This window comes from Sphingomonas sp. Xoc002 (assembly GCF_050408055.1).
In the GTDB taxonomy this organism is placed as follows: domain Bacteria; phylum Pseudomonadota; class Alphaproteobacteria; order Sphingomonadales; family Sphingomonadaceae; genus Sphingomonas; species Sphingomonas yabuuchiae.
The window spans coordinates 1,984,097-2,007,089 of record NZ_CP191175.1; the positions used below are offsets into that span (position 1 = coordinate 1,984,097).

Consider the following 22,993-nt stretch of genomic DNA (forward strand, 5'->3'; position numbering starts at 1 on the left):
TTTTTACGTCCGGGTACGAGTCAATGCGGTGAGCTGGCCCTCCCCAGCCAGTTCGGGTTCGGCGCCCCCCTGATCCAGCGCCGCCAGGGCACCGGCGTCGAACATCATCGAAACGATGGTCCCACCGGCGGGATTGTCGGAAAAGCCGATCGTGCCGGCATGTTCCGCAATGATCTTGTTGACGATGGCGAGGCCCAGTCCGGTGCCGCGCGCGCGCGTCGTCATATAGGGCTCGATGATGCGGTCGCGCTCCGGCGGCAGGCCGATGCCATTGTCGGTCACCGTGATCGTGACCATGCCGCCCTGCTGGCCGACGGTCATCACGACCTCTCCGCCCGTTAGCCCTTCCGGACGGGACTCGATGGCTTCGACGGCATTCTTGACGATGTTCGTCAGGGCCTGGCTCATCTGACGACGGTCGCAGACGAGGGTCGGGGCGGGCTCTTCTTGATCCAGCTGGAAGCGGACTTCGGGATGCGCGACCTCGTGCAGGAACATCGCCTGGGCGCAGATATCGGCGATGGCCTCTTCGCGGAACACGGGCTTGGGCATCCGGGCGAAGGAGGAGAATTCGTCGACCATACGCCGAAGATCGCCGACCTGACGGACGATGGTCTCGGTCAGGCGACCGAACGTCGGGTCTTCGGGCCCGACGACCTTGCCGTAGCGGCGCTGGAGCCGTTCGGCGGCAAGCTGGATCGGGGTCAGGGGGTTCTTGATCTCATGCGCGATGCGGCGCGCGACGTCCGACCAGGCGGCGCGGCGCTGGTCGAGCAATTGCTGGGTGATGTCGTCGAAGGTCAGGATCGGGCCGTCACCGGTCTGGGCGATGCGCACTGCGAGGGTCCGCATGTCGCCATGGAGCGCCACCTGCACCGTCGCTTCACGCCGTCCCTGGTCGAGCAGTTCGTCAAGCTCGGGTGCGACTTCGCCCAGCTTGCGCCCGACCAAACCGCCCTGATCGGCACCGAGTAGCAGATCCGCGGAATTGTTCGCGATTCGCACCTGCCGATCCCGTCCGATCGCAACGACGCCCGCGGAAACGCCCGCCATCACCGCCTCGATCAATGCACGACGATTGTTAAGCTGGGCATTGGCGGTGACCAATTCGGTGTTCTGCCGCTCCAACTGGCCGGTCATCTGGTTAAAGGCGTTCGCAAGGGTCCCGACCTCGTCACGGGTCTTGGGATCGGGCACGCGAGCGGTCAGATCGCCGCCCGCGATCCGCCGCGCAGCGTCGACCAGCTCGCCCACGGGGCGGACGAGGCGGTCCGCCACCGCGAGCGCGATCCAGACCGCGATGCCGACGATCAGCAGCGCGATCGCGAACAGGACGAGGTTGAACTTCAACTGGAGCGACCGGGCACGCCCCTGAAGCGCGCGATAATCGTCGAACACGTCCTCGGCGGCGAAATGCTGCTTGCTGAGGAACTCGGCATTCACTGGCGTGCCGATATAGAGCATCAGGCCATTACCCTCAGGCAAAGGCGTGACCACCCAGACGCGTTGCTCGTTGATGCCCACTTCGGGACGGCTCAGCTTGCTCGCCTGCTGGATCATTTCCGGCGTCACCAGCTCGCGAAAGGTCGTGTCCGAAGGCTGGTTGAAGAAGTCGTAGAATTTGAAGCCCTGCTTCCGATCGTAGGAGAACAGGACCGACTCCACTGTATCGCGCACGACCGTCTGCTGGACGAGATAGTCATGGAAATCGCGCCGGTTCTCGCGCAGCGCGGGCAGGTTACGGCCGAGGTCCTGCGACATGGCACGGCCGGTATCGACCCAGCGCTTGATGATCTGCTGCTGCGACTGGCGGGCAATGTCCATGGCGTCGCCGAACGCCTGGCGGGCGCGGTCTGAAATCCAGAATTCGGCCGAGGACTGGAACAGAACCGAAGCGGTGACGACGGTCAACAGGATCGGAATGCTTGCGGTCAGCGAGAACAGCGCGACCAGTCGCACGTGCAGACGCCCACCACCGCCGACCGGCGACTGGGCCGCCCGTCGCATTGCGACCCGCCGCCCGAGCAGCATTAGCAGAAGCACGCCCGGAACCAGATTGAGGGCGAGCAACCCGGCCATCACCGGCGGTGCAATCAGCCCCTGCGCATCATGGCGGCTGTCGATGTAGACATAGGTCCCGACTGCGACTGCGACCGCGCCCAGGATGACCGCGAGTTCCACGAGCGGCGTGACCGCGAAGCGAGAGCGCGGCCCTTCGGCAGGTTCAGCGGGCTTCACGGACGCCAACATCGTTGCAATCGTACAACGTGAAGCGTGTCCTGCAAGCCACAATTCATGAAAATTATGCCAAGGCCTCTCCACCCTCGTCATCGCCATTGACGGGGATGTTCAGCGTATCGAGGCGCTTGCGTAGCGTATTGCGGTTGATGCCCATGGCACGCGCCGCACGAAGCTGGTTGCCGCCGTGGCGTGCGAGCATCGCCTCAATCAGGGGGCGTTCGACCTCGCCGATGATCCGGTCATAGAGCGTGCCGTCATCCAGCGATGTCGGCTGCGACATGGCGAGACGCGCGATATAGGCACGCACCGCCGCCGACAGGTCGCCATCCGCTGCTGCGGCACCGACCGCTGCGGACAACGAACGCGCTTCCCCCAACATCGTCCGCACGGCTTCGGCATCGATCACCTCGTCGCGCGCGAGCACGGCGAGGCGCCGCATCATATTCTCCAGCTCACGGACATTGCCCGGCCAGTCATGGGTGACCAGCACGTCGAGCGCATGGGTATCGATCCGGCGCTTGGGCAGCCCCTGTAGCGCGGCATTCTCCAGGAAATGCCGGGCGAGCAGCGGAATATCCTGCCGTCGTTCGCGAAGGGCCGGCAAGGCGATCGGCACGACGTTCAGGCGATAGAACAGGTCCTCGCGAAATTGCCCCGAGGCCACCTGCTGGCTGAGATCGCGGTTGGTCGCCGCCACGATGCGGACGTCGGTACGGATCGTCCGCGCGCCGCCGACCGTCGTGAACTCGCCCGATTGCAGGACGCGAAGAAGACGCGTTTGCGCCTCCATCGGCATGTCGCCAATCTCGTCGAGGAACAGCGTCCCGCCTGCCGCCTGCTCGAATCGACCCGCATTGCGCTGCGCCGCGCCGGTAAAGGCGCCGCGTTCGTGCCCGAACAACTCGGCCTCGATCAGTTCGCGGGGGATGGCGGCCATGTTGAGCGCGACGAAGGGCGCGGCGCGGCGGGGGCCCAGGTCATGGATCGCCCGCGCGACCAGTTCCTTGCCGGTGCCCGACTCGCCCGAGACGAGAACGGTCAGATCGGTGGACACGACACGGGCGATCACACGGTATACGCCCTGCATCGCCTGCGACCGGCCGATCAGCGGCAGCGCGCGGTCATCCTCGCCCAACCCGTCCTCGACCAGCACGCCGCGCCGGGCGAGCGCGCCTGCGACGGCATGGGTCAGCGCATCAAGGTCGAAGGGTTTGGGAAGATACTCATATGCCCCGACCTCTGCCGCACGGACGGCGGTGGTCAGCGTGTTCTGCGCCGACAGGACGATGATCGGCAGGGCGGGAAACCGCTCGGCCACGCCCCGGATATGATCGATGCCGTCACCGTCCGGCAGGATCACGTCGGTGACCAGCACATCCGGCGCGCCACCCGCAAGGATACGGTCCAGCCGTGCCAGCGTCTCGACCGTCGTCACCTCGTGCCCCGCCCGCCGCAGGGCCTGACCGACGACGGTACGGATTGCGGCGTCGTCATCGACGACGAGGACGTGACTCATGACTGGGGGCTCATGGATGGGCTCTCATGGGTGGGCTCTGGGCAGAAGCAGACGGAAGACGGTCATTTCCGGCGTGCCCTCCCTGGCATATTGGATGATCCCGTTCATGTCGCGAACAAGCTTGTCGACGAGCGCGAGGCCAAGCCCCTGCCCCTCGCGCCGCCCCGACACGAACGGGTCGAACAAATGGTCGACGATATCGGCGGGTGCGCCGAGGCCGTTGTCGATCACGCAAATCTCGATCGGCAGCGGCAGACGGGGCTGCCCCTCGCCTGCGCTGACCGACATGCCGTGACGATAGGCGGTGGTCAGCACGATATGCGGGTTGCGAACCGCACGGACGGCCTCGCGCGCATTCTTCAGCAGGTTGATGACGATCTGGAGCAGCGCGTCGCGATTGATCCGTGCCGGCGGCAGCGAAGGGTCGAACCGCTCTTCGATCGGAATGCCCCGCGCAAAGCCTGCCAAGGCAACGCCACGGGCATGGCCGAGCAGCGGATAGATATTCTCCGACTCCAGCGGCAGCGGCCGGGTATCGCTGAAATCCTGCATCCGGTCGATCAGCGCAGCGATGCGGTCGACCTCGGTCGTGATGAGCGTGGTCAGTTCGCCGCCGTTAAGCAGTTGCGCCGCGCCGCGGATACCCGACAGCGGGTTCTTGATCTCATGCGCCAGCATCGCGGCGGCCCCCACCGCCGCCCGCGCGCCTGCGCTGCGATCCGAAGCATGGGCCAGCCGACGCGAAGGGCCTGCACTATGCAAGGTGATGGCACGCCAGCCGGGATGGTCGGGAATCTGCGCCTCGACGAAATCGACCCGAATCTTGGGACCGTGCGGTATGGCGATCACCGTGTCGTAGACGGCAAAGCCATGTCCGTCGCGACTGCGCGGCGCATCGGGCGGCGGCAGGATCGCGGCGAGCGGCTGTCCGATCATCAACCGCTCGGACAGGTTGAGCAGTTGCTCGGCCAGCCCATTGGCATGGGCGATACGATCGTCGGGATCGACCACGACCACGGCGACCGGAAGCGCCCCGAACAGCGCGCCGAAACCAGGCCGACCGCGACCGGCCGTGTCAGGCAGCCGCTGCAAGCTCGATCTGCGGCATGTAGAAATCGTACAGCATCGCCTTGACCCGCTCGGCGCTGGCTTCGTGGTTCACCGTGTTGCGGAACTCGGCCGAGCCATGCAGGCCACGGGTGTACCAGCCGATATGCTTGCGGGCCATGTTGACGCCCGTCTCGGTGCCATAATGATCCAGCATCGCGTCGTAATGCTCGGTAACGGCGCGATATTGTTCGTCGAGCGCCGGGTCCTCGCGGCGTTCGCCGGTCGCGAACCAGTGCATCACCTGCCCCAGCAGCCAGGGACGGCCATAGGCTCCGCGCCCGATCATGACGCCATCCGCCCCCGACTGGTCGAGCGCCTTGTCGGCATCGTCGATCGAACAGATGTCGCCATTGGCGATGACCGGGATCGACACCGCGTCCTTGACGTTGCGGATGAACGCCCAGTCGGCGCTGCCCTTGTACATCTGGTTGCGGGTGCGGCCGTGGACGGTGATCATCTTGACCCCGATATCCTCGGCGATGCGCGAGAGTTCCGGCGCGTTCAGGCTGTCATGGCACCATCCCATCCGCATCTTCAGCGTCACCGGCACGTCGACCGCCTTCACCGTCGCCTCGATGATCGCCGAGGCCAGCTTCAGGTCGCGCATCAGCGCCGAGCCCGCATCGCCATTGACGACCTTGCGCACCGGGCAGCCCATGTTGATGTCGATGATCGCGGCCCCGCGATCGGCATTCAACTTGGCCGCCTCGCCCATTTCATACGGGGTGCAGCCGACAAGCTGCATCGACACCGGCTCTTCCAGCGGATGCCATGCGGCCTTCTGGATCGACTGGCGCGTCTCGCGGATCGCGGCCTGGCTGGCGATCATCTCGGTGACATTGAGGCCTGAGCCATAGCGGCGAACGAGCGTGCGGAACGGCATGTCGGTGACGCCGGTCATCGGTGCCAGCACGACGGGGCTGTCGATCGTCACCGGACCGACCTGGATGGGAGCGAGATTACGCATCATACTGCCTGAAAATTAAGCAGTCGCCATACGGGAAGTGGGCCGCCATGGCAAGATTGGCGACTGGGCCCAAAAGCCGCTAGGCGGACCCGATGAGCCAGGATGGAAAGATCGCCGCACTGATCGTCGCGGCGGGCGGGGGTTCCCGCATGGGCGGCGGCGTGCCGAAGCAGTTTCGCGATCTCGGTGGTCGGCCGATGCTCGGCTGGAGCCACGCGGCCTTCACCTCGCACCCGGCGGTCGACATCGTCCTGACGATGGTCGGGGAAGAGCAGATCGATCATGCACGGTCGTTGCTACCGGGCGCCTGGGTGGAGGCGGGCGGTGCCAGTCGTCGGGAATCGGTGGCACGTGGCCTGCGCCATCTGGCGCTGGCAGGTGTCACGCAGGTGTTGATCCATGACGCCGCGCGCCCTTTCCTGTCGGCGGACGTCATCGCACGCGTGCTGGCGGGGCTTGGCTCGGCCGATGGGGCGATGCCCGTCCTGCCCGTGGCCGACACACTCGCCCGGTCGCTGGACGATGCCTTGGGCGAGACCGTCCCCCGCGACGGCGTGGTCCGTGTCCAGACGCCGCAGGGTTTCCACCTGCAAGCCGTGATGGCCGCCCACGCTGCCTGGCCCGCCGAAGCGGAAGCTACGGACGACGCACAGATGGTGCGACGGCTTGGCGGGCGCGTCGCTTTGGTGCAGGGCGATGCCATGCTCGAGAAAATCACCTATCCCGACGACATGACCGGAGCCGATATGCGCCTGACCTGGGAAACCCGGACCGCGATGGGCTATGACGTCCACCGGCTGGAGGATGGCGAGGAATTGTGGCTGGGCGGCGTGCTCATCCCCCATCATCAGGGCTTGTCGGGGCATAGCGACGCCGATGTCGCGCTCCACGCGCTGACCGATGCGCTGCTCGGTACAATCGCGGCGGGCGATATCGGCACGCATTTCCCGCCCAGCGATCCGCAGTGGAAGGGTGCCGAGTCGGGCCAGTTCCTTGAGCACGCCGCCAAGCTGATCGCCGACAAGGGCGGCCGGATCGATTTCGTCGACCTGACCATCATCTGCGAAGCGCCGAAGATCGGCCCGCACCGCGCCGCCATGGTGGAGCGGATCGCCGGACTGCTGAACATCGACCAGAGCCGGGTCAGCCTGAAGGCCACGACCACCGAACGGCTGGGCTTTACCGGGCGGGGCGAGGGGATCGCGACCCAGGCGGTGGCAACCGTCCGCCTGCCCGGCGGGGCGGCGGCATGAAGCGGCTGGGCCTGATCGTCGCGCTGGCCGCACTAATCGCCCCCGAGGTCGCGACGGCGCAGCGGGCCTGCATCACCGCGCCCGAGGCGGAGGCGATGACGCTGGTCGCCATGCCCGACATCCTGCGCGAGACCGGCCGGGTGTGCGGCGCACGGCTGCCCGCCAACAGCCTGATCCGGGGCGGCGGTTCGCTGATCTCGAAATACGAAAGTGCGGCCGACCAGGCATGGCCCGCCGCACGAGCCGCGATCGTCAAGCTGTCCGATCCCGCGATCGATACGCTGCTTCAGTCGGACTATGCCCGGCCGCTGCTGACCTCGCTGTTGGTGCCGTTCATCGTCGGGCGTATCGGCCTGGAGGATTGCGGGACGATCGACCGGCTGGTGACGCAGTTGGCTCCCCTGCCCCCGCGCAACATGGCCGGGGTGGTCGTGACCGCCCTGCAATATCTCAAGACTGAAAAGGCACGGGGGCGGCAGGTGGCCGTGCCCGACCTGCCGCTCTGCACCAACGGAAACTGATATGGACGTCCTTCTTCCCCGCGAGCTGATCGAACTGGCCGAGCGCGTCGTCGTTGCCAACCGCGCGGCGGGTCGGCGCGTGGCGCTGGCGGAAAGCTGCACCGGCGGTCTGGTCGCGGCGGCGCTGACCGAAATCCCCGGATCGTCCGATGTCGTCGAGGCGGGGTTCGTGACCTATTCGAACCAGGCCAAGATCAGCCTTTTGAAGGTCAATCCGGAAGTGATCGAGACCTTCGGCGCCGTCTCGACCGCCACGGCTTGGGGCATGGCGCAGGGTGCGCTGGCCGCCAGCGAGGCGGACGTGGCGGTTGCGATCACCGGCGTCGCGGGCCCAGGTGGCGGCACGGCGAAGAAGCCGGTCGGCACCGTCGTCTTCGCCCAGGCGCTACGCGGCGGCGACCCTGAGGATGTGAAGGCCGAGCGCCACGAGTTCGGCGATATCGGTCGCGGCGGTATCCGGCTTCAGGCGGCGCTGTTGGCGTTGGAGTTGCTGCTGCCGTAAAGCTTGGCGGCGCGATCCTCGAACGCGCCGATCATGCGGCGGAGCGCAGTGCCGAACACCTGCCCCGCCAGCATTTCGAACACCCGGTTCTTGAACGCGAAGTCGACGGTGAAGTCGACCGCGCAGCCCTGCTCCTCCGGGCGGAAGCGCCAGTTGTTGCGCAGATACTTCAGTGGGCCGTCGAGATATTCGACATCGATCGATCCCGGCCGGTCCTTGGTGACGCGGCTGGTGAACGTCTCGCGCAGCCCCTTGAAGCCGACGATCATGTCGGCCACCGTCTCGGTCGGCGTGTCCGAGCGGACCCGCATCGCCGACACCCAGGGCAGGAACTCCGGGTAGCGGGCGACATCGGCGACCAGATCGAACATCTGCTCCGGCGTATAGGGCAGATGCCGCGTCTCGCTATGCTTGGGCATCAGCGCGCGCTTGCGAGCTTCGCCTCGCGGGCCGACCGCAGCCGCTCGAAATCGTCGCCGGCATGATAGCTGGAGCGGGTCAGCGGCGAGCTGGCGACCAGCAGGAAGCCCTTGGCCCGCGCGATCGCGGCATAGGCATCGAACGCCTTGGGCGTGACGAATTCGGCGACCTTGGCATGGCGCGGCGTCGGCTGGAGATACTGGCCCATGGTCAGGAAATCGATATCGGCCGAGCGCATATCGTCCATCACCTGATGGACCTCCAGCCGCTCCTCGCCGAGACCCAGCATGACGCCGGACTTGGTGAAGATCGACGGATCATGGCGCTTCACGCTCTCCAGCAGGCGCAGCGAGGCATAATAGCGCGCGCCGGGCCGGATCGTCGGATAGAGCCGGGGGACCGTCTCCAGATTGTGGTTGTAGACGTCGGGCCGCGCCTCGACGATCGACTCGATCGCGGCCTGCGCCTTGTTACGGAAGTCGGGCGTCAGAATTTCGATCGTCGTGTCGGGCGTCGTACGGCGCAGCGCCTGGATCACCTTCACGAACTGCGATGCGCCGCCATCGGGCAGGTCGTCGCGATCGACCGAGGTGACGACGATATGCTTGAGCCCCATCTGAGCCGCGGCATCGGCGACATTCTGCGGCTCCATCGCGTCAACCTTGCGCGGCATGCCCGTCTTCACGTTGCAGAAGGCGCAGGCGCGGGTGCAGGTGTCGCCCAGGATCATGACGGTCGCATGCTTCTTCGACCAGCATTCGCCGATATTCGGACAGGCCGCTTCTTCGCAGACGGTCGTCAGGCTCTTGGCACGCATCAGCTCGCGGGTCGCGGCGAAACCGGCGCTCGTCGGGGCCTTGACGCGGATCCAGTCCGGCTTGCGCGCGCGCACCGGCGCGGCCAACGGTGTCAACTCGTTCATGCCCGCGAAATAGCGATGCTGTCCGCCCGACACAATGCCCACAAGCATGGCGAACATATCGGTGGACAGACACATTTTGATATGGAACCGAAACGGCCATGCTCGGGTTCGCCTGCTACAGCATCGTTTCCTTCACTGGATAAGAGAGAGCAATGACCGACTTTAACGACCTCGTGGATGGCTATCAGCGCTTTCGGACCTCCGATTGGCGTCGCCAGCGCGACCGCTGGGCCGAGTTGAAGGAAGGCCAGAGCCCCAAGGTGATGGTCATCGCCTGTTCGGACAGCCGCGTCGATCCGGCGCAGATTTTCGACACGCTGCCCGGCGAAATCTTCGTCGTGCGCAACGTCGCCAACCTCGTCCCCCCCTTCGAGACGGGCGGCGGTCATCACGGCGTCTCGGCCGCGCTGGAATTCGCGGTGACGCAGTTGGAAGTGACCGACGTCGTCATCATGGGCCATGGCGCCTGCGGCGGATGCAAGGCCGCGCTGACGCAAGGGTTCGCTCATGCCCCGCAGGGTGAAGGCGGCTTCGTATCCGATTGGGTGAGCCTACTCGACGGCGCGCGTGAGAAGGTCATCGCCAAGCATGGCGACGGTCCGGACGCGATGCGTGAGATGGAACTCGAGTCGGTCCGCACCTCGATCGCCAACCTGCGCACCTTCCCCTTCGTCACCAAGCGCGAGGAAGCCGGTACGCTGACGCTGCGCGGTGCCTATTTCGCGATCGCCGACGGCGTGCTGCACCTGATGGACGAGAGCGGCGAGTTCAAGCCCGCCGCCCCGGCACTGGTCGCGGCGTAAGGAAGTCGGTCCGGGCCCCTGGCCCGGACACGACACGCGAAAGGGCGGACGCCGCATCCGGCGCCCGCCCTTTTCGTTACCCTGTGATTCGGGATCAGCCGGCCGAAACGACGACCTGATCCACATCCTTCTTGGCTTCCGCCGTCGAGCGGAGCGACAGTTCGCGCATCTGCTTGTTGCTGGGCAGGCTGGGCGCGCCCATCAGCAAATCCTCGGCGCGCTGGTTCATCGGGAACAGCGAGATCTCACGGAGATTCTGCGCACCGCAGATCAGCATGACGATCCGGTCAACACCGGCGGCCATGCCACCGTGCGGCGGTGCGCCGTACTGGAAGGCGCGGTAGAGGCCGCCGAAGCGCTCCTCGACATCCGCCTTGGACAGGCCGACCTTCTCGAACGCGGCGACCATCAACTCGGGCGACTGGTTGCGGATCGAACCCGACGCGATTTCGAAGCCGTTGCAGACCAGATCATATTGATAGGCCTTCAGCGACAACGGATCGGCGGAGTTCAGCGCCTCCATGCCACCCTGCGGCATCGAGAAGGGGTTGTGCGCGAACTCGACCTTCTTCTCGTCCTCGTCCCACTCGTAGAAGGGGAAGTCGACGATCCAGCACAGGCGGAACGCGCCCTCCTCGATCAGGCCCAGCTGCTCGGCGACGCGGGTGCGTGCGAGCCCTGCCAGCTTGGCCGCCGCCTCGACCTTGCCTGCCGCGAAGAACAGCCCGTCATCGGGGCCGAGGCCAAGTGCAGCATAGAGCGCTTCCATGCCCTCGGTGCCATGGTTCTTGGCGATCGGACCGCCGAACTCGCCACCCTTGCGAGTGACATAGCCCAGGCCCGCATGACCTTCGGCGCGCGCCCACTCGTTCATCTCGTCGAAGAACTTGCGGCTCTTCTCGGCGGTCTTCGGTGCCGGGATCGCGCGGACGACGCCGCCCGAGCCGACGATCTTCTCGAACAGGCCGAAGCCCGAGGTCGTGAAATGCTCCGAGACATCGGTGATGATCAACGGGTTGCGCAGGTCGGGCTTGTCGTTGCCGTACTTCAGCATCGACTCCGAGTACGGAATGCGCGGGAATTGGCCGATCGGCGTGACGGTGCGACCGTCGGCGAACTTTTCGAAGATGCCGCCGATCACCGGCTCCATCGTCTCCCACACCTCTTCCTGGGTGACGAAGCTCATCTCGAGGTCGAGCTGGTAGAATTCGCCCGGCAGACGGTCGGCGCGTGGATCCTCGTCGCGGAAACAGGGTGCTATCTGGAAGTAGCGATCGAAGCCCGCGACCATCAGCAGCTGCTTGTACTGCTGCGGCGCCTGGGGCAGCGCGTAGAACTTGCCCGGATGGATGCGGCTTGGCACCAGGAAGTCGCGCGCGCCCTCGGGCGACGACGCGGTCAGGATCGGAGTCGAATATTCGGTGAACCCGCCCGCTTCCATGCGACGACGCATGTCAGAGATCACCTGGGTCCGGCGCACGATATTGGCGTGCAGCGTCTCGCGGCGAAGGTCGAGGAAGCGATAGCGCAGGCGGATATCCTCCGGATATTCCTGCTCGCCCGCGACCGGCATCGGCAGTTCCTCGGCCGCCGACAGCACGGTCGCGCCGCGCGCGAACACCTCGATCTCACCGGTCGCCAGATTGGCGTTGACGGTGCCCGCCGAGCGCGCCTTCACCACGCCGTCGATCGTCACGACCGACTCGACTCGTACGCTTTCCAGAATGGCGAGCGCGGGCGTGTCGCTGTCCGCGACGATCTGGGTGATGCCGTAATGGTCGCGCAGATCGACGAACAGCACGCCGCCATGATCGCGCTTGCGATGGACCCAGCCGGACAGGCGGACCGTCTCGCCGACCGCCTCAGCAGTCAGCGCGGCGCAGGTGTGGGTACGATAGGCGTGCATGGCGGACATTCTCTGTACGTCTGGGGAAAGTGCTGCCGCTTCCCCGCCCACCCCCAATTTGTCAATCCCAATGTGCCCAGGGTGGGCGTTTGCGCGTTCCTCTTTGTCAACCCGCGCGGGTCGGGCTATGTGCATGCGATGCACGTTCATCCGTTGATTACCGACAGCGCCACGCTCGCCAATCTCTGCGCCCGTCTCTCGCAGGCCGACTATGTGATGGTCGATACCGAGTTCATGCGGGAAAGCACCTATTGGCCGGAGCTCTGCCTGATCCAGATCGCCGACACCGAAGAGGCCGCCGCGATCGATCCCAAGGCGCCCGGGCTGGACATGACTCCGCTGCTCGACCTGCTGGTCAACAATGATCAGGTGCTGAAGGTCTTCCACGCGGGCGGCCAGGATATCGAGATCATCTACAACCTGACCGGCAAGACCCCGCATCCCCTGTTCGACACCCAGATCGCGGCGATGGCGCTGGGTCAGGGCGAGCAGATCGGTTACTCCAATCTGGTCGACAGCTGGCTGGGCATTTCGGTCGACAAGGGCGCGCGCTTCACCGACTGGTCGCGCCGCCCGCTCGACCAGCGCCAGGTCGATTATGCGATCGGCGACGTCACCCATCTGGCCGCGATCTTCCCCAAGATGCTGGAGCGTCTGCGCAAGACCGGGCGCGGCGCGTGGCTGGACCAGGAAATGGAGCGGCTGGCCGACCCGGCGCATTACGCCAACGACCCCGATGTCGCGTGGAAGCGTGTCCGCGTCTCGGGCCGCAAGCCCGATATGCTTGGCCGCCTGAAGGCGCTGGCCCGGTGGCGCGAGCTGGAGGCGCAGGCCAAGGATCTGCCGCGCGGTCGCATCGTCAAGGATGAGACGCTGGCTGACCTCGCCGGGCATCCGCCGCGCAAGCAGGCCGATCTTGCCAAGGTGCGTGGATTGTCGGCCACATGGGCGGGCAACGACATCGGCGCGCGCCTGATGGACGCGCTGGAGGCCGCCGAACCGCTGAGCGCCGACGAACTGCCCGCGCGGGACGATCGCAAGCCGGGACTGGGTCGCGAGGGCGCGCTGGTCGCCGATCTGCTCAAGCTGCTGCTGAAGATCCGGGCGCGCGACATCGACGTGGCACCGCGCCTGCTTGCCCGCGCCGACGATCTGGAAATGCTGGCGGCAGGGGTCCGCTCCGACCTGTCGGTGCTCGACGGCTGGCGGTTCGAGCAGTTCGGGCGCGACGCGCTCGATCTGGTCGAGGGCCGCACCGGCTTCGTCGTGAAGGGCGGCAAGCTCAAGATGGTCCGCACCGCCGAGGACGCGGCATGATCCGCCCGGCCGTCCTCCTCGCCCTACTGCCGCTCGCGGCCTGCATGACGACTCCGAAAGCCGAGGGACCCTCCGATGGGTCGGGATGCGGTGACGCCAAGGCGGCCGACCTGATCGGCAAACGCTGGACCGAGGCGCTCCGCGCGCCGACGCAGAAGCGCACCGGTGCGCGGGACCTCCGGGTCATTGCGCCGGGCGATGCGGTGACGATGGATTATCGACCCGACCGGCTCAACATCGAAACCGATGCCGAGGGCAAGGTCGTCCGGCTCAAGTGCGGGTAAGCCGCACCGGTGTCTTGCCCAGGGCAGTGGCGAGCGTTGCATGGCGACGCTCCACCGCTTCGCCATAAAAGCCCCGATCTGCTTCCAGCATCTCCAGACCGAGACGGGTGTCGTCCAGCACGAGCCCCGTCCGCTCCAGCGGTCCGGCCAGCCCGCCGCTGAGCCGCTGGCCCAGCCGGATCGCCAGGCCCCAGCTGGTCGCCAGCTTCAACTGCGCAGGGCTGGCCAGTTCGGCGAGCGGTGACGGCACGTCCAGGCCGCCGCCCAGGCTGGTGTGGAGGGCCTGCGCCAGCATCGCCCGCGCCTCTGCATCAATGCCGACCCAGTTGCCGTGAAGCGCGATCTCGACCCCGCGTTCGGCGCGGAATTCCGGGTTCGCTCGCCAGCCCACATCGGCCAGCAGACAGGCCGCGTGACGCAGCCTCGCCTCCGCCGCCGCTTCGCCCGCGAAGAGCGGTGCGATCCAGCTTTCCAGCAGATCGCCATGCTCGGGGAAGCGACCCAGCAGCCGCCCTTCCTCGCGCGCCGCGACGATCAGCGGATCGAGCGCCCGCGTCTTGGCGTCCAGCCCGCCATAGAGAAGCCCCTCCCGAAGGCCGAAGGCCGACACCACGGTCGTGCTGCTGCCCAGATGCTTCAACAGCACGCTGAGCAGCGCGGTCGCGTCCGCCAGCGTCGCGGCGCGGCTGGACGACAGCCCCTTCACTTCGCGCAGGCGGGCCTTGCTGAGATGCGGGATGGTCCGCGACAGGCGCAAAATGTCGAGCGGCGTCAGTTCGTAATGATGGATGATCGGCAGCGGATAATCGGCCAGCGTCATGTCCAGCCGCGCTAACGCCCGCCACGATCCGCCGACGAGGTAGAAGGGCAAACCACGCCCGCGCCCTTCCCAGCCGGCCTCCTCGATCAGACGGCCGATCAGCCGCTCGAACGCCTTGCTGCCCTTTTCGCGCAGCGCCGGGATACGCAATACGCCAAGCGGGAAGGACACCCGGTCCTCGACGCCGCCGTCCCGGACACGCACCAGTTCCAGGCTGCCGCCGCCCAGATCGCCGACGATCCCATCGGCATCGGGAATGGCCGAGAGAACTCCCTCCCCGGCCGCCTTGGCCTCCTGTTCCCCGGACAGAAGCTCAACCTCCAGCCCCAGCGATTCGGCACAGGCGATCAGTTCGCCGCCATTGGCCGCATCGCGCACCGCCGCCGTCGCGACCGTGCGGAGCGTGGTGACACCCATTTCGCGCGCGAGACTGGCGAAACGGGCCAGCGCGACCTGTGCCTTGCCGAGCGAAGCCGGATCGATCGCCCCCGTCGCCGCCAGTCCGCGCCCCAGCCCCGCCATCACCTTCTCGTTGAACAGGATCGCGGGGAGGCGTGGCGGCCCCTGATAGACGACCAGGCGGACCGAGTTGGAACCGATATCGATGATAGCCGTGCGCGGCGCGCGGGAACCTGCCATCTTTCAGCGCGCGCCCGTCAACGCTGCCGCCGGAGCGACAGGGTCGGCACCGCCTTGCTGGTGTCGAGCGCGGCGCCGCGCCCCGAAAGCGAGGGATTGGTCATGAAATACCGATGCAGGTTGAAGGGGCGCTGATCGCCGGGCTGATCGCGGACATAGCTGCCGTCCGGCTCCAGTTCCCAGCTCTGTTCGTTGTCGAGCAGATTGGCGACCATCACCTGGTCGAGGATCTGGTCATGGACGGTCGGGTTGAGGATCGGGAGCATATATTCGACCCGCCGGTCGAAATTGCGCGGCATCCAGTCGGCCGACGAAATGAAGACCTTGGCCGCGTCATGGGGCAGCACCTTGCCGTCGCCGAACGCCCAGATACGGCTATGCTCCAGAAAGCGGCCGATGACCGACTTGACCCGGATATTTTCCGACATGCCCGGCACGCCGGGACGCAGGCAACAGATGCCGCGTACGATCAGGTCGATCTCGACCCCAGCGCCGCTCGCCTCGTACAGCTTCTCGATCACCTGCGGATCGACCAGCGAGTTGACCTTCGCCCACAGGCTGCCGGTCCGCCCCGCCCGGGCATGGGCGATCTCGGCATCGATCAAGGCCATCAGATTATGGCGCAGATCGCGCGGCGACAGGCTTACCCGGTTCATGGCCACGGGTTCGACATAGCCGGTGATGTAATTGAACATCTGCGCCGCATCGCGCCCCAGCAGAGGGTCGGCGGTGAAGAAACTCAAATCGGTATAGATGCGCGCGGTGATGGGGTGATAATTGCCCGTGCCGAAATGGCAGTAGGTGCGGAAGTCGCTGCCCTCGCGCCGGACGACCATCGACACCTTGGCGTGCGTCTTCCAGTCGATGAAGCCATAGACGACCTGCACCCCCGCCCGCTCCAGCGCGGAGGCCCAATACAGATTCTGTTCTTCGTCGAACCGCGCCTTCAGCTCGACGATCGCGGTCACCGACTTGCCTGCCTCGGCCGCCGCGATCAGCGCGTTGATGATCGCCGACTGCTTGCCCGCGCGGTAGAGCGTCTGCTTGATTGCCACGACATCGGGATCGACCGCCGCCTGTTTCAGGAAGGCGATCACCACCTCGAACGTTTCATAGGGGTGATGGACGACAATGTCCTTGGCCTTGATCGCGGCGAAGCAATCGCCCGCAAACTCTCGGATACGCTCGGGAAAACGGGGGGAATAGGGCGGGAATTTCAGGTCGGGCCGATCCTCGTCGACCAGCATGTCGAGATCGCCGATGCCCAGCAGGTTGCCGCTCTCGGTGATGATCGCATCGGACCCGCCCAGTTCGCCGCGCAGCACATCGGCGAGTTCGTCGGGCATGCCCGTCTCCAGCTCCAGCCGGATCACCCGCCCGCGCCGCCGCCGCTTGATGGCGTTGGCGAAGTAGCGGACCAGATCCTCCGCCTCTTCCTCGATCTCGATATCGCTGTCGCGCAGCACGCGGAAGGTGGCGGCACCGTTGACGACATACCCCGGAAACAACAGCCCCGAGAAGCGGCGCAGGATCGTCTCGATCGAGACATAGCGGGCGCCCTCGCCGGGCAGGCGCACGAAGCGCGGCATGGTCGACGGGATCATGACCAGCTCGCGAATCGGCGCCTTGTCCGACACGCGGGTCAGGTCGAAGATCATCGACAGGCCCTTGTTGGGGATGAACGGAAACGGGTGTGCCGGATCGAGCGCCTGCGGGGTCAGGATCGGGAAGATCTGTTCACGGACATGCGTTTCCAGCCAGGTGCTCGCCTCCTGGTCGATGGCATCGCGTCGCAGAACGAAGATACCCGCCTCGTCGAGCAGGTTGCGCAGGTCGCCCCAGACCTCCTGCTGGCTGGCCATCAGGCGATCCGCCTCGGCAACGATGCCGCTCAGCTGCTGCCCCGGTGTCAGGCCGTCGACCGACCGCTGTTCGACATCCTGCGCCTGCTGCCCCTTCAGGCCCGCCACACGGACCATGAAGAACTCGTCGAGGTTCGATCCCGAAATCGACAGGAAGCGCAACCGCTCCAACAGCGGGTGCGCCGTATTGCACGCCTCTTCCAGCACACGCCGGTTGAAGGCCAGCCATGACAGCTCGCGGTTGAAGTACCGCCCGTTCGGCTCCGTCGCGAAATGATCGTCGTCGGGTTCTGACATTTGCGCGATATGGGCAGGACGGGTCATCATGTCTCGCTTAGGGCTTACGGCTCGGCGATCAGACCGGCCGCGATCAGAGTGGATCGTGCAAGGGGAATGGACAAGCGCGCGCGCCGTTCCATCGCCCCCTGGTCCAGCATATCCACCGCGCGGATGACAGAAAGGTGACTCCGTTCGATCCGAAGCGTCAGCCACTCGATGAGATCGGGGCGCGCATCCAGCCCGCGCCGCTCGAACAGATGCTCGAACAGCCCGGCGACCAGTTCGTCATCGGGCGCGCCGATCTCGGCGAGACTGCTGTTCGCCAGGCGCGAGCGGAGGTCGGGCAGCTTCACCTGCCAGCGCGGCGGCGGCGAATCGGCGACGATCAGCAATGGCAGCCGATCGGCCTGCGCCCGGTTCCAGGCATGGAAGATCTGCACCTCGGGCACGCGCTCGGCATCGTCGATGATCGTGCCCCCGCTCTTGGCCGCGAAGATTCGCGCCAGCAGCGACCGTCCCGACTTGCGCGGGCCGGTGAGGATCGCGGCCATGGTCGGCCACGCTTCCCATTGTTCGAGCATCCGTGCCGCCATTCGGTTGGAATCGGTCAGCAGGAACGCATCGGATCGGGGGTCCGCCGGCCATTGCAGCGGCAGCGCCATCTGGTTCATCCGGTAATCACAGTATCCGCAGGAGGCACCGGCGCGGGCACTTGCGGTGCGCGCCGGATGCGAAGGGTGGTGCCCGATCCGGACACCTGAAGACCGCGCTGCTCAAGCGCGCGGCGAAGCTGATCGGGGTCGCCGTCATAGGTGACGGCCATGATCGACACGCCGCCCAGCGCCAGGCTGGTCGTGCCCGCGCGCACCACGCCCGGGATGCCCCGGATCAGGCTTTCGGCATTGGCGACAGCACTGGCGGTCGGCGCATCATATTGCAGCGTGACGGCGATCCCCGCGCCGGACGACGCGATGGTCGCATCCAGCCCGGCAATCGGCTCCTCGCCCGGCGTCGTATCGTCGATCACGACGGCCTGCGGCTTGGGCGGCGGGGCAAGCGCGGCGTCGGGGTGCAGCGCACCGCTGGCCAGCGCCTTCTGATACAGCCCGTCGAGTCGCGCGACGCCGGTGTCCAGCAACTGCGACAGTCCATCGGTGCTCCCGACCCGCAAGGTGATCGTGCCGAGCAGTGTATTGTCGGGCCCATGTCGGGCCTCGAACACACCGATCACCGGACCGCCAGGCCATTGCCGGTAGAGGTGCACGACGGGGATCAGGATATCCGACGCGCCATATTGGTCGAGGATCGAGCGCCACCAGCCACGCGGGCGCCGCCCGATCTGCCCGGCATTCATCAGCAGCGGCTCTGCCCCGGTGCCCGAGGGGCGGATATAATCGATCGTGCTGTTGCCGGTGCGGAACCGGGCCCAGGCCTGTTGCCAGGGGGTGCGCGCCTCGAACATCTGCGACACGCCGCCCGAGACTTGCAGCGGCATCACCAGCATCGGCGGCGAGCGATCGGCATAGGCCGACACGCCCAGCACCGAGGCGGCGCGAACCCGGTCGAACAGCACACCCAGCTTGGCGACATAGCGGGTCGGGCCGATCTGTTCGTTCTCGACCACGATGCCGCTGACCAGCGAATCGAGCAGCCCGTCCGACGCCGCGGCGCCGCCGCGCCCCAGCCGCTGCGCCAATATCGCCCATGCCTTGCGCTGGGCGATCCGCCAGCCGCCGAGCCGCGCGGCCTCTGGCGTCTTGCCCGACACGTCGACCGCGACGCCGGTGACTTCGTAGGACCCGCCATTGTCGACCGGCGCGACGCCGCGCGTCTGCCCTTCGATCTGGGCGAGCACCGCGCCGCCCCCTATGCCGAGCCCGGCAAGGGCGGCCAGACCGGCCATGATGGAGGGCAATCGCAAACGCATCGCGGCCTTTTGGCGAAGCAGGCGTGGAAATCCAAGCGCGATATAGCTAACGGGCAAACATGACCGACAACAGCACGCCGTCCGCCAGCCCTTCGCCCTCCGATAAGGGCGCGTCCTACACCTATGCCGATGCTGGCGTTTCGATCGCCGCCGGTAACGCGCTGGTCCGCGCGATCGGCCCGCTCGCCAAGGCGACGCGGCGGCCGGGCGCGGATGCGGACCTGGGCGGCTTTGGCGGTTTCTTCGACCTGAAGGCCGCCGGTTTCACCGATCCGCTGCTGGTCGCGGCCAATGACGGCGTCGGCACCAAGCTGAAGCTCGCGATCGAGCATGACCGCCATGACGGGGTCGGCATCGACCTCGTCGCCATGTGCGCCAACGACCTCGTCGTGCAGGGCGCCGAGCCGCTGTTTTTCCTCGACTATTACGCCACCGCCAAGTTGGAAGGCGATGTGCCGGAGCGCGTCATCGCCTCGATCGCGGAAGGATGCCGCATCGCTGGATGCGCCCTGATCGGCGGCGAAACGGCCGAGATGCCGGGCATGTATGCACCGGGCGATTACGACCTGGCGGGCTTCTGCGTCGGCGCGGTCGAGCGCGACCAAGTGCTGACCGGTGCGACGATCGGCGACGGCGACGTGATCCTGGGTCTCGCCTCCTCCGGCGTTCATTCCAACGGCTTTTCGCTGGTTCGCCGCCTGGCCGCCGACAAGGGCTGGAAGCTCGATCGCCCGGCGCTGTTCGATCAGGACGTGCTACTGATCGAGGCGCTGATGGCACCGACTCGGATCTATGTCCGCTCGCTGCTTCCCTCGCTCAAGGCGGGCACGATCAAGGGCCTCGCCCATATCACCGGCGGCGGCCTGCTGGAGAATATCCCGCGCGTCCTGCCCAAGGATGCCCATGCCGTGGTCGATGCGGATGGCTGGGAACAGCCGCGCCTGATGGCCTTCCTCCAGGCGCAGGGCGGGATCGAGCCCGAGGAAATGGCACGCACCTTCAATTGCGGCATCGGCATGGCGGTGATCGTCGCAGCCGAGCAGGCGGAGGCACTGGCCGAAACGCTGCGCGCGGCGGGTGAGACGGTCGTCACCATCGGCCGTGTCGAAGCGGGCGAGCGCGGCTGCACCGTCAAGGGATCGGCGGGTACGTGGAGCGCCAAGGCGGACTGGACCGCGACTCATGTCGGCTAAGGTGCCGGTCAAGGTCGGCATCCTGATTTCCGGCCGCGGCTCAAACATGCAGTCGCTGGTGGCGGCGTCCCAGGCCGCGGACGCTGCCTATACCGTCGCCCTGGTTGCCTCCGACAAGCCGGAGGCGGCCGGACTGGCCTGGGCGCAGGAACAGGGGATCGCCACCTTTGCCCTGTCGCCCAAGGGGATCGGCAAGCCCGCCTATGAGGCGGCGATCGACCAGGCCCTGCGCGGTGCGGGTGTCGAGGTCATCGCACTGGCGGGCTATATGCGGCTGCTGTCCGGCGATTTCGTCTCGCGCTGGCGGGGTCGCATCCTGAACATCCATCCTTCACTGCTGCCGCTCTACAAGGGCCTCGACACGCATGAGCGCGCCATCGCGGCGGGCGATGCCAAGGCGGGATGCTCGGTCCATGTCGTGACCGAGGAACTGGATGACGGCGAAGTGCTGGGCCAGGCGGAGGTTCCGATCCTGTCCGGCGACGACGCAGCGGCACTTGCGGCGCGCGTGCTCGTTGAGGAGCATCGATTGTACCCGCAAATACTCACGGAGTTCGTGCGTCGATGACCGATTTCCTGTCCCGCATCCGCGACATCGCCCTGCTGCTGCCCGACACGACCGAGCAGGCTGGCGACGGCGAAACCCGCTTTCTGGTCGAGGGTGCGCCCTTCCTCCGGGTTAGCGGCACGTCGTCGGCCATCCATCTGTGCGTCGCCGATGAAGGACAGGAACCGCATTGGAGCGACGTGGTGCTCCAGACCGACAGCGACTGGACGCTGATCGAGGATCGTATCGCGCGCAGCTGGGAGCTGGTCGCGCCGACCGAGCTGCTGGAGGCGGGCGGGCGATGAGCGAACCGGCGGGCACCGAAGCCGCCGAGCGCGCCAAGTCGCGGCGGCGTCTGCTGACGCTGGCGGAGTTCGTCGCGGTCGCCGGGTTGATGGTGGCTGCGCTGACGCTGTACCTGAACTGGTCGCAGCGACGCAGCGATGCCGAGGACAAGGCCGCCTCCGCCACCGCCCAGCGGCAGGAGCGCGCCCGGCTCGACCTGACCGTCACGGTCGAGGGGGATGGCCGCCGCCTGGTGCTGCGCGATCCGAATCACGACCTTCAGGATGTCATGATCGACTTTCCCAAGGCGTCGGGTATCGGGCGTCAGGCTCCCGTCGGCGATCCGGCCATCGAGGCGGAGCCCATTGCAGGGCCGATCCTCGCCCTGACCGACGGCAAAGCCGATACTCGGGAGGGTCGCCTGCCCGCGCTGATCACCGTGCGGTACTGGGACGGCGATACTTCGCGGACCGTCACCGGCCTTTACGACATCATCTGGAGCACCCATGGCCGCCTGCTTCGCGGGCGGACGCTGCGACTGGAAGGATTGCGGCTGCGCGACCGGAACGGCACGCAAACCAAGCTCGACGCCGCCTGGGCGGCGCGCCGAGGTTAAGGACGCTACATTCCTCCCCTTGCAGGGGAGGAATAAGAGGCTGGCGGGCCTTCACAACTCTCGCGCATAAATAACATCGTCGAAGACGGTGTCGCCAACCCGGAACTGCCGGGTCCCCGCAAGCCTGAAGCCTTCCCGCTCGTAAAAGGCCCGCGCGCGTTCGTTGATGCCGAGTACGCCGAGAAGCATGCGCTGGCGCCCCATGGCGCGGGCGTCATCGATCGCCATGGCCATCAGCCTGTGGCCGAGACCGGTGCCGCTCGTCAGGGACAGGGTATAGATGCGGCGAAGCTCGATATCCCGCGCATCCGTCTCGACCGGCAGATCGGGTGATGTGAGCAGCGTATAGCCGACCGGCGCCGCGCCGTCGGGATGCTCCGCCAGGGTCGCCACGCAGGCCGGAACCGAAATCCAGGCGTCGAACTTGGCGGGCGAGCTGTTCAGGGTGCAATGACGCACCATGTCGGGACCGGCGATGGTCCCGGCAAAGGTCTCGAGGAAAGTGGCGGCCGCGACGAGCGACAGCGCGGGCGCATCGCCCGGCCCGGCCCGTCGCAGCCGCCATTCCATCAGCCGACGATTTCTTCCGGCTTGAAGAAGTACGCGATCTCGATCTCGGCATTCTCGTCCGAGTCCGAACCGTGGACCGTGTTGGCTTCGATCGACTCGGCCAGTTCCTTGCGGATCGTGCCCGGCTCGGCGTTCGCCGGGTTGGTCGCGCCCATGATGTCGCGGTTGCGCTGCATCGCGTTCTCGCCCTCGAGCACCTGCACGACGACCGGGCCCGAGATCATGAACTCGACCAGATCGTTGAAGAAGGGGCGCTCCTTGTGGACCGCGTAGAAGCCCTCGGCCTGCTCGCGGGTCATCTGGATGCGCTTCGAGGCGACGACGCGCAGGCCGGCTTCCTCCAGCATCTTGGTGACGGCGCCGGTCAGGTTGCGGCGGGTCGCGTCGGGCTTGATGATCGAAAAGGTACGGTTCGCGGCCATGATGGTCACGCAGCTCCTGAATAAATGAGTTGGCTGGAAGTGGCGCCGCCCTAGTCGGGGCGGGAGGCCAA

The 22,993-nt window shown here is 66.6% G+C and carries 23 protein-coding genes; 10 read left to right on the forward strand and 13 right to left on the reverse strand.

Going from position 1 to position 22,993, the window contains the following annotated elements; genetic code table 11:
* Nucleotides 1–3: 3 nt before the first annotated feature.
* The 4 genes from ACQR50_RS08780 to dusB form a co-directional block, all read right to left on the reverse strand.
* The gene (locus ACQR50_RS08780; protein WP_428968003.1) at nt 4–2,238 is read right to left on the reverse strand and encodes an ATP-binding protein; all 2,235 of its coding nucleotides are present in this window, start codon (nt 2,236–2,238) and stop codon (nt 4–6) included.
* A gap of 64 nt (nt 2,239–2,302) precedes the next feature.
* Nucleotides 2,303–3,757: a nitrogen regulation protein NR(I) gene (gene ntrC / locus ACQR50_RS08785; RefSeq protein WP_428968004.1), complete on the reverse strand. Its 1,455-nt coding sequence runs from the start codon at nt 3,755–3,757 to the stop codon at nt 2,303–2,305.
* 24 nt (nt 3,758–3,781) lie between these two features.
* Nucleotides 3,782–4,849: a two-component system sensor histidine kinase NtrB gene (locus ACQR50_RS08790; RefSeq protein ID WP_428968005.1), complete on the reverse strand. Its 1,068-nt coding sequence runs from the start codon at nt 4,847–4,849 to the stop codon at nt 3,782–3,784.
* Nucleotides 4,833–5,834 carry a tRNA dihydrouridine synthase DusB gene (gene dusB / locus ACQR50_RS08795; protein ID WP_428968006.1) on the reverse strand — a complete coding sequence of 334 codons (1,002 nt, stop codon included), beginning with the start codon at nt 5,832–5,834 and terminating at the stop codon, nt 4,833–4,835. Before dusB ends, ACQR50_RS08790 begins: the two co-directional genes overlap by 17 nt.
* Nucleotides 5,835–5,926: 92 nt before the next feature.
* Between dusB and ACQR50_RS08800 the strand changes: the two genes are divergently transcribed.
* Genes ACQR50_RS08800 through ACQR50_RS08810 form a run of 3 tightly spaced genes read left to right on the forward strand, consistent with a single transcriptional unit; the run spans nt 5,927 to nt 8,110 of the window.
* A complete protein-coding gene (locus ACQR50_RS08800; protein WP_428968007.1) occupies nt 5,927–7,087 on the forward strand; it encodes a bifunctional 2-C-methyl-D-erythritol 4-phosphate cytidylyltransferase/2-C-methyl-D-erythritol 2,4-cyclodiphosphate synthase in 1,161 nt (386 codons plus the stop codon).
* Nucleotides 7,084–7,608: a hypothetical protein gene (locus ACQR50_RS08805; RefSeq protein ID WP_428968008.1), complete on the forward strand. Its 525-nt coding sequence runs from the start codon at nt 7,084–7,086 to the stop codon at nt 7,606–7,608. The genes ACQR50_RS08800 and ACQR50_RS08805 overlap by 4 nt, the downstream gene beginning before the upstream one ends.
* 1 nt (nt 7,609) lies before the next feature.
* Complete coding sequence (locus ACQR50_RS08810) at nt 7,610–8,110, forward strand: CinA family protein (RefSeq protein ID WP_056434885.1); 501 nt, start codon at nt 7,610–7,612, stop codon at nt 8,108–8,110.
* On the opposite strand, the gene ACQR50_RS08815 is transcribed toward ACQR50_RS08810, so the two are convergent.
* Nucleotides 8,071–8,529 (reverse strand): type II toxin-antitoxin system RatA family toxin, encoded by a 459-nt coding sequence (locus ACQR50_RS08815; RefSeq protein WP_076716368.1) that lies wholly within the window; start codon nt 8,527–8,529, stop codon nt 8,071–8,073. The two genes, ACQR50_RS08810 and ACQR50_RS08815, sit on opposite strands and share 40 nt — an antisense overlap.
* Complete coding sequence (gene lipA, locus ACQR50_RS08820) at nt 8,529–9,452, reverse strand: lipoyl synthase (RefSeq protein WP_076718178.1); 924 nt, start codon at nt 9,450–9,452, stop codon at nt 8,529–8,531. The genes ACQR50_RS08815 and lipA overlap by 1 nt, the downstream gene beginning before the upstream one ends.
* A gap of 152 nt (nt 9,453–9,604) precedes the next feature.
* Here lipA and ACQR50_RS08825 point away from each other — a divergent pair, with 152 nt between their 5' ends.
* Entirely contained in the window at nt 9,605–10,255 is a 651-nt protein-coding gene (locus tag ACQR50_RS08825; protein ID WP_428968009.1) for a carbonic anhydrase, read from the forward strand.
* Between the two features lie 94 nt (nt 10,256–10,349).
* On the opposite strand, the gene aspS is transcribed toward ACQR50_RS08825, so the two are convergent.
* A complete protein-coding gene (gene aspS / locus ACQR50_RS08830; RefSeq protein ID WP_428970674.1) occupies nt 10,350–12,161 on the reverse strand; it encodes an aspartate--tRNA ligase in 1,812 nt (603 codons plus the stop codon).
* A 138-nt stretch (nt 12,162–12,299) separates the two neighbouring features.
* On the opposite strand from aspS, the gene rnd reads away from it, so the two are divergent.
* Nucleotides 12,300–13,478 (forward strand): ribonuclease D, encoded by a 1,179-nt coding sequence (gene rnd, locus ACQR50_RS08835; protein WP_428968010.1) that lies wholly within the window; start codon nt 12,300–12,302, stop codon nt 13,476–13,478.
* Nucleotides 13,475–13,762: an I78 family peptidase inhibitor gene (locus tag ACQR50_RS08840; protein ID WP_428968011.1), complete on the forward strand. Its 288-nt coding sequence runs from the start codon at nt 13,475–13,477 to the stop codon at nt 13,760–13,762. Before rnd ends, ACQR50_RS08840 begins: the two co-directional genes overlap by 4 nt.
* Here ACQR50_RS08840 and ACQR50_RS08845 read toward each other — a convergent pair.
* Genes ACQR50_RS08845 through ACQR50_RS08860 form a run of 4 tightly spaced genes read right to left on the reverse strand, consistent with a single transcriptional unit; the run spans nt 13,749 to nt 19,289 of the window.
* Nucleotides 13,749–15,221 carry a Ppx/GppA family phosphatase gene (locus tag ACQR50_RS08845; RefSeq protein WP_428968012.1) on the reverse strand — a complete coding sequence of 491 codons (1,473 nt, stop codon included), beginning with the start codon at nt 15,219–15,221 and terminating at the stop codon, nt 13,749–13,751. The genes ACQR50_RS08840 and ACQR50_RS08845 overlap by 14 nt on opposite strands.
* A gap of 17 nt (nt 15,222–15,238) precedes the next feature.
* Nucleotides 15,239–17,407, reverse strand: coding sequence for an RNA degradosome polyphosphate kinase (locus tag ACQR50_RS08850; protein ID WP_428970675.1), 2,169 nt, complete (start codon nt 17,405–17,407; stop codon nt 15,239–15,241).
* A 17-nt stretch (nt 17,408–17,424) separates the two neighbouring features.
* Entirely contained in the window at nt 17,425–18,033 is a 609-nt protein-coding gene (locus ACQR50_RS08855; protein WP_042482335.1) for an HdaA/DnaA family protein, read from the reverse strand.
* Nucleotides 18,030–19,289 carry a heavy-metal-associated domain-containing protein gene (locus ACQR50_RS08860; RefSeq protein ID WP_428968013.1) on the reverse strand — a complete coding sequence of 420 codons (1,260 nt, stop codon included), beginning with the start codon at nt 19,287–19,289 and terminating at the stop codon, nt 18,030–18,032. The genes ACQR50_RS08855 and ACQR50_RS08860 overlap by 4 nt, the downstream gene beginning before the upstream one ends.
* A 59-nt stretch (nt 19,290–19,348) precedes the next feature.
* Between ACQR50_RS08860 and purM the strand changes: the two genes are divergently transcribed.
* From purM to ACQR50_RS08880, 4 genes are read left to right on the forward strand one after another with little or no spacing between them, the layout of a single operon-like run.
* On the forward strand, nt 19,349–20,482 hold the full coding sequence (gene purM, locus ACQR50_RS08865; RefSeq protein ID WP_428968014.1) for a phosphoribosylformylglycinamidine cyclo-ligase: 1,134 nt from the start codon (nt 19,349–19,351) through the stop codon (nt 20,480–20,482).
* Nucleotides 20,472–21,050, forward strand: coding sequence for a phosphoribosylglycinamide formyltransferase (gene purN, locus ACQR50_RS08870; RefSeq protein ID WP_428968015.1), 579 nt, complete (start codon nt 20,472–20,474; stop codon nt 21,048–21,050). Before purM ends, purN begins: the two co-directional genes overlap by 11 nt.
* Entirely contained in the window at nt 21,047–21,334 is a 288-nt protein-coding gene (locus ACQR50_RS08875; protein WP_428968016.1) for an MmcQ/YjbR family DNA-binding protein, read from the forward strand. Before purN ends, ACQR50_RS08875 begins: the two co-directional genes overlap by 4 nt.
* Nucleotides 21,331–21,930 (forward strand): hypothetical protein, encoded by a 600-nt coding sequence (locus tag ACQR50_RS08880; RefSeq protein ID WP_428968017.1) that lies wholly within the window; start codon nt 21,331–21,333, stop codon nt 21,928–21,930. Before ACQR50_RS08875 ends, ACQR50_RS08880 begins: the two co-directional genes overlap by 4 nt.
* A 51-nt stretch (nt 21,931–21,981) precedes the next feature.
* Here the strand turns inward: ACQR50_RS08880 and ACQR50_RS08885 are convergent, their stop codons facing one another.
* Complete coding sequence (locus tag ACQR50_RS08885; protein ID WP_428968018.1) at nt 21,982–22,500, reverse strand: GNAT family N-acetyltransferase; 519 nt, start codon at nt 22,498–22,500, stop codon at nt 21,982–21,984.
* Complete coding sequence (gene ndk, locus ACQR50_RS08890; protein WP_007403624.1) at nt 22,500–22,922, reverse strand: nucleoside-diphosphate kinase; 423 nt, start codon at nt 22,920–22,922, stop codon at nt 22,500–22,502. The genes ACQR50_RS08885 and ndk overlap by 1 nt, the downstream gene beginning before the upstream one ends.
* Nucleotides 22,923–22,993 lie beyond the last annotated feature (71 nt).

What these genes read in the sequence shown, in the direction of transcription:
- ACQR50_RS08875 (WP_428968016.1), top strand. Translation starts at nt 21,047, where the DNA reads ATGACCGATTTCCTGTCCCGCATCCGCGACATCGCCCTGCTGCTGCCC.
- purM (WP_428968014.1), top strand. Translation starts at nt 19,349, where the DNA reads ATGACCGACAACAGCACGCCGTCCGCCAGCCCTTCGCCCTCCGATAAG.
- ACQR50_RS08845 (WP_428968012.1), bottom strand. Translation starts at nt 15,221, where the DNA reads ATGGCAGGTTCCCGCGCGCCGCGCACGGCTATCATCGATATCGGTTCC.
- ACQR50_RS08815 (WP_076716368.1), bottom strand. Translation starts at nt 8,529, where the DNA reads ATGCCCAAGCATAGCGAGACGCGGCATCTGCCCTATACGCCGGAGCAG.
- ACQR50_RS08840 (WP_428968011.1), top strand. Translation starts at nt 13,475, where the DNA reads ATGATCCGCCCGGCCGTCCTCCTCGCCCTACTGCCGCTCGCGGCCTGC.
- ACQR50_RS08850 (WP_428970675.1), bottom strand. Translation starts at nt 17,407, where the DNA reads ATGACCCGTCCTGCCCATATCGCGCAAATGTCAGAACCCGACGACGAT.
- ACQR50_RS08855 (WP_042482335.1), bottom strand. Translation starts at nt 18,033, where the DNA reads ATGAACCAGATGGCGCTGCCGCTGCAATGGCCGGCGGACCCCCGATCC.
- ntrC (WP_428968004.1), bottom strand. Translation starts at nt 3,757, where the DNA reads ATGAGTCACGTCCTCGTCGTCGATGACGACGCCGCAATCCGTACCGTC.
- ACQR50_RS08885 (WP_428968018.1), bottom strand. Translation starts at nt 22,500, where the DNA reads ATGGAATGGCGGCTGCGACGGGCCGGGCCGGGCGATGCGCCCGCGCTG.
- lipA (WP_076718178.1), bottom strand. Translation starts at nt 9,452, where the DNA reads ATGAACGAGTTGACACCGTTGGCCGCGCCGGTGCGCGCGCGCAAGCCG.
- purN (WP_428968015.1), top strand. Translation starts at nt 20,472, where the DNA reads ATGTCGGCTAAGGTGCCGGTCAAGGTCGGCATCCTGATTTCCGGCCGC.
- ACQR50_RS08880 (WP_428968017.1), top strand. Translation starts at nt 21,331, where the DNA reads ATGAGCGAACCGGCGGGCACCGAAGCCGCCGAGCGCGCCAAGTCGCGG.
- ACQR50_RS08860 (WP_428968013.1), bottom strand. Translation starts at nt 19,289, where the DNA reads ATGCGTTTGCGATTGCCCTCCATCATGGCCGGTCTGGCCGCCCTTGCC.
- dusB (WP_428968006.1), bottom strand. Translation starts at nt 5,834, where the DNA reads ATGCGTAATCTCGCTCCCATCCAGGTCGGTCCGGTGACGATCGACAGC.
- aspS (WP_428970674.1), bottom strand. Translation starts at nt 12,161, where the DNA reads ATGCACGCCTATCGTACCCACACCTGCGCCGCGCTGACTGCTGAGGCG.
- ACQR50_RS08800 (WP_428968007.1), top strand. Translation starts at nt 5,927, where the DNA reads ATGAGCCAGGATGGAAAGATCGCCGCACTGATCGTCGCGGCGGGCGGG.
- rnd (WP_428968010.1), top strand. Translation starts at nt 12,300, where the DNA reads ATGCACGTTCATCCGTTGATTACCGACAGCGCCACGCTCGCCAATCTC.
- ACQR50_RS08810 (WP_056434885.1), top strand. Translation starts at nt 7,610, where the DNA reads ATGGACGTCCTTCTTCCCCGCGAGCTGATCGAACTGGCCGAGCGCGTC.
- ACQR50_RS08805 (WP_428968008.1), top strand. Translation starts at nt 7,084, where the DNA reads ATGAAGCGGCTGGGCCTGATCGTCGCGCTGGCCGCACTAATCGCCCCC.
- ACQR50_RS08825 (WP_428968009.1), top strand. Translation starts at nt 9,605, where the DNA reads ATGACCGACTTTAACGACCTCGTGGATGGCTATCAGCGCTTTCGGACC.
- ndk (WP_007403624.1), bottom strand. Translation starts at nt 22,922, where the DNA reads ATGGCCGCGAACCGTACCTTTTCGATCATCAAGCCCGACGCGACCCGC.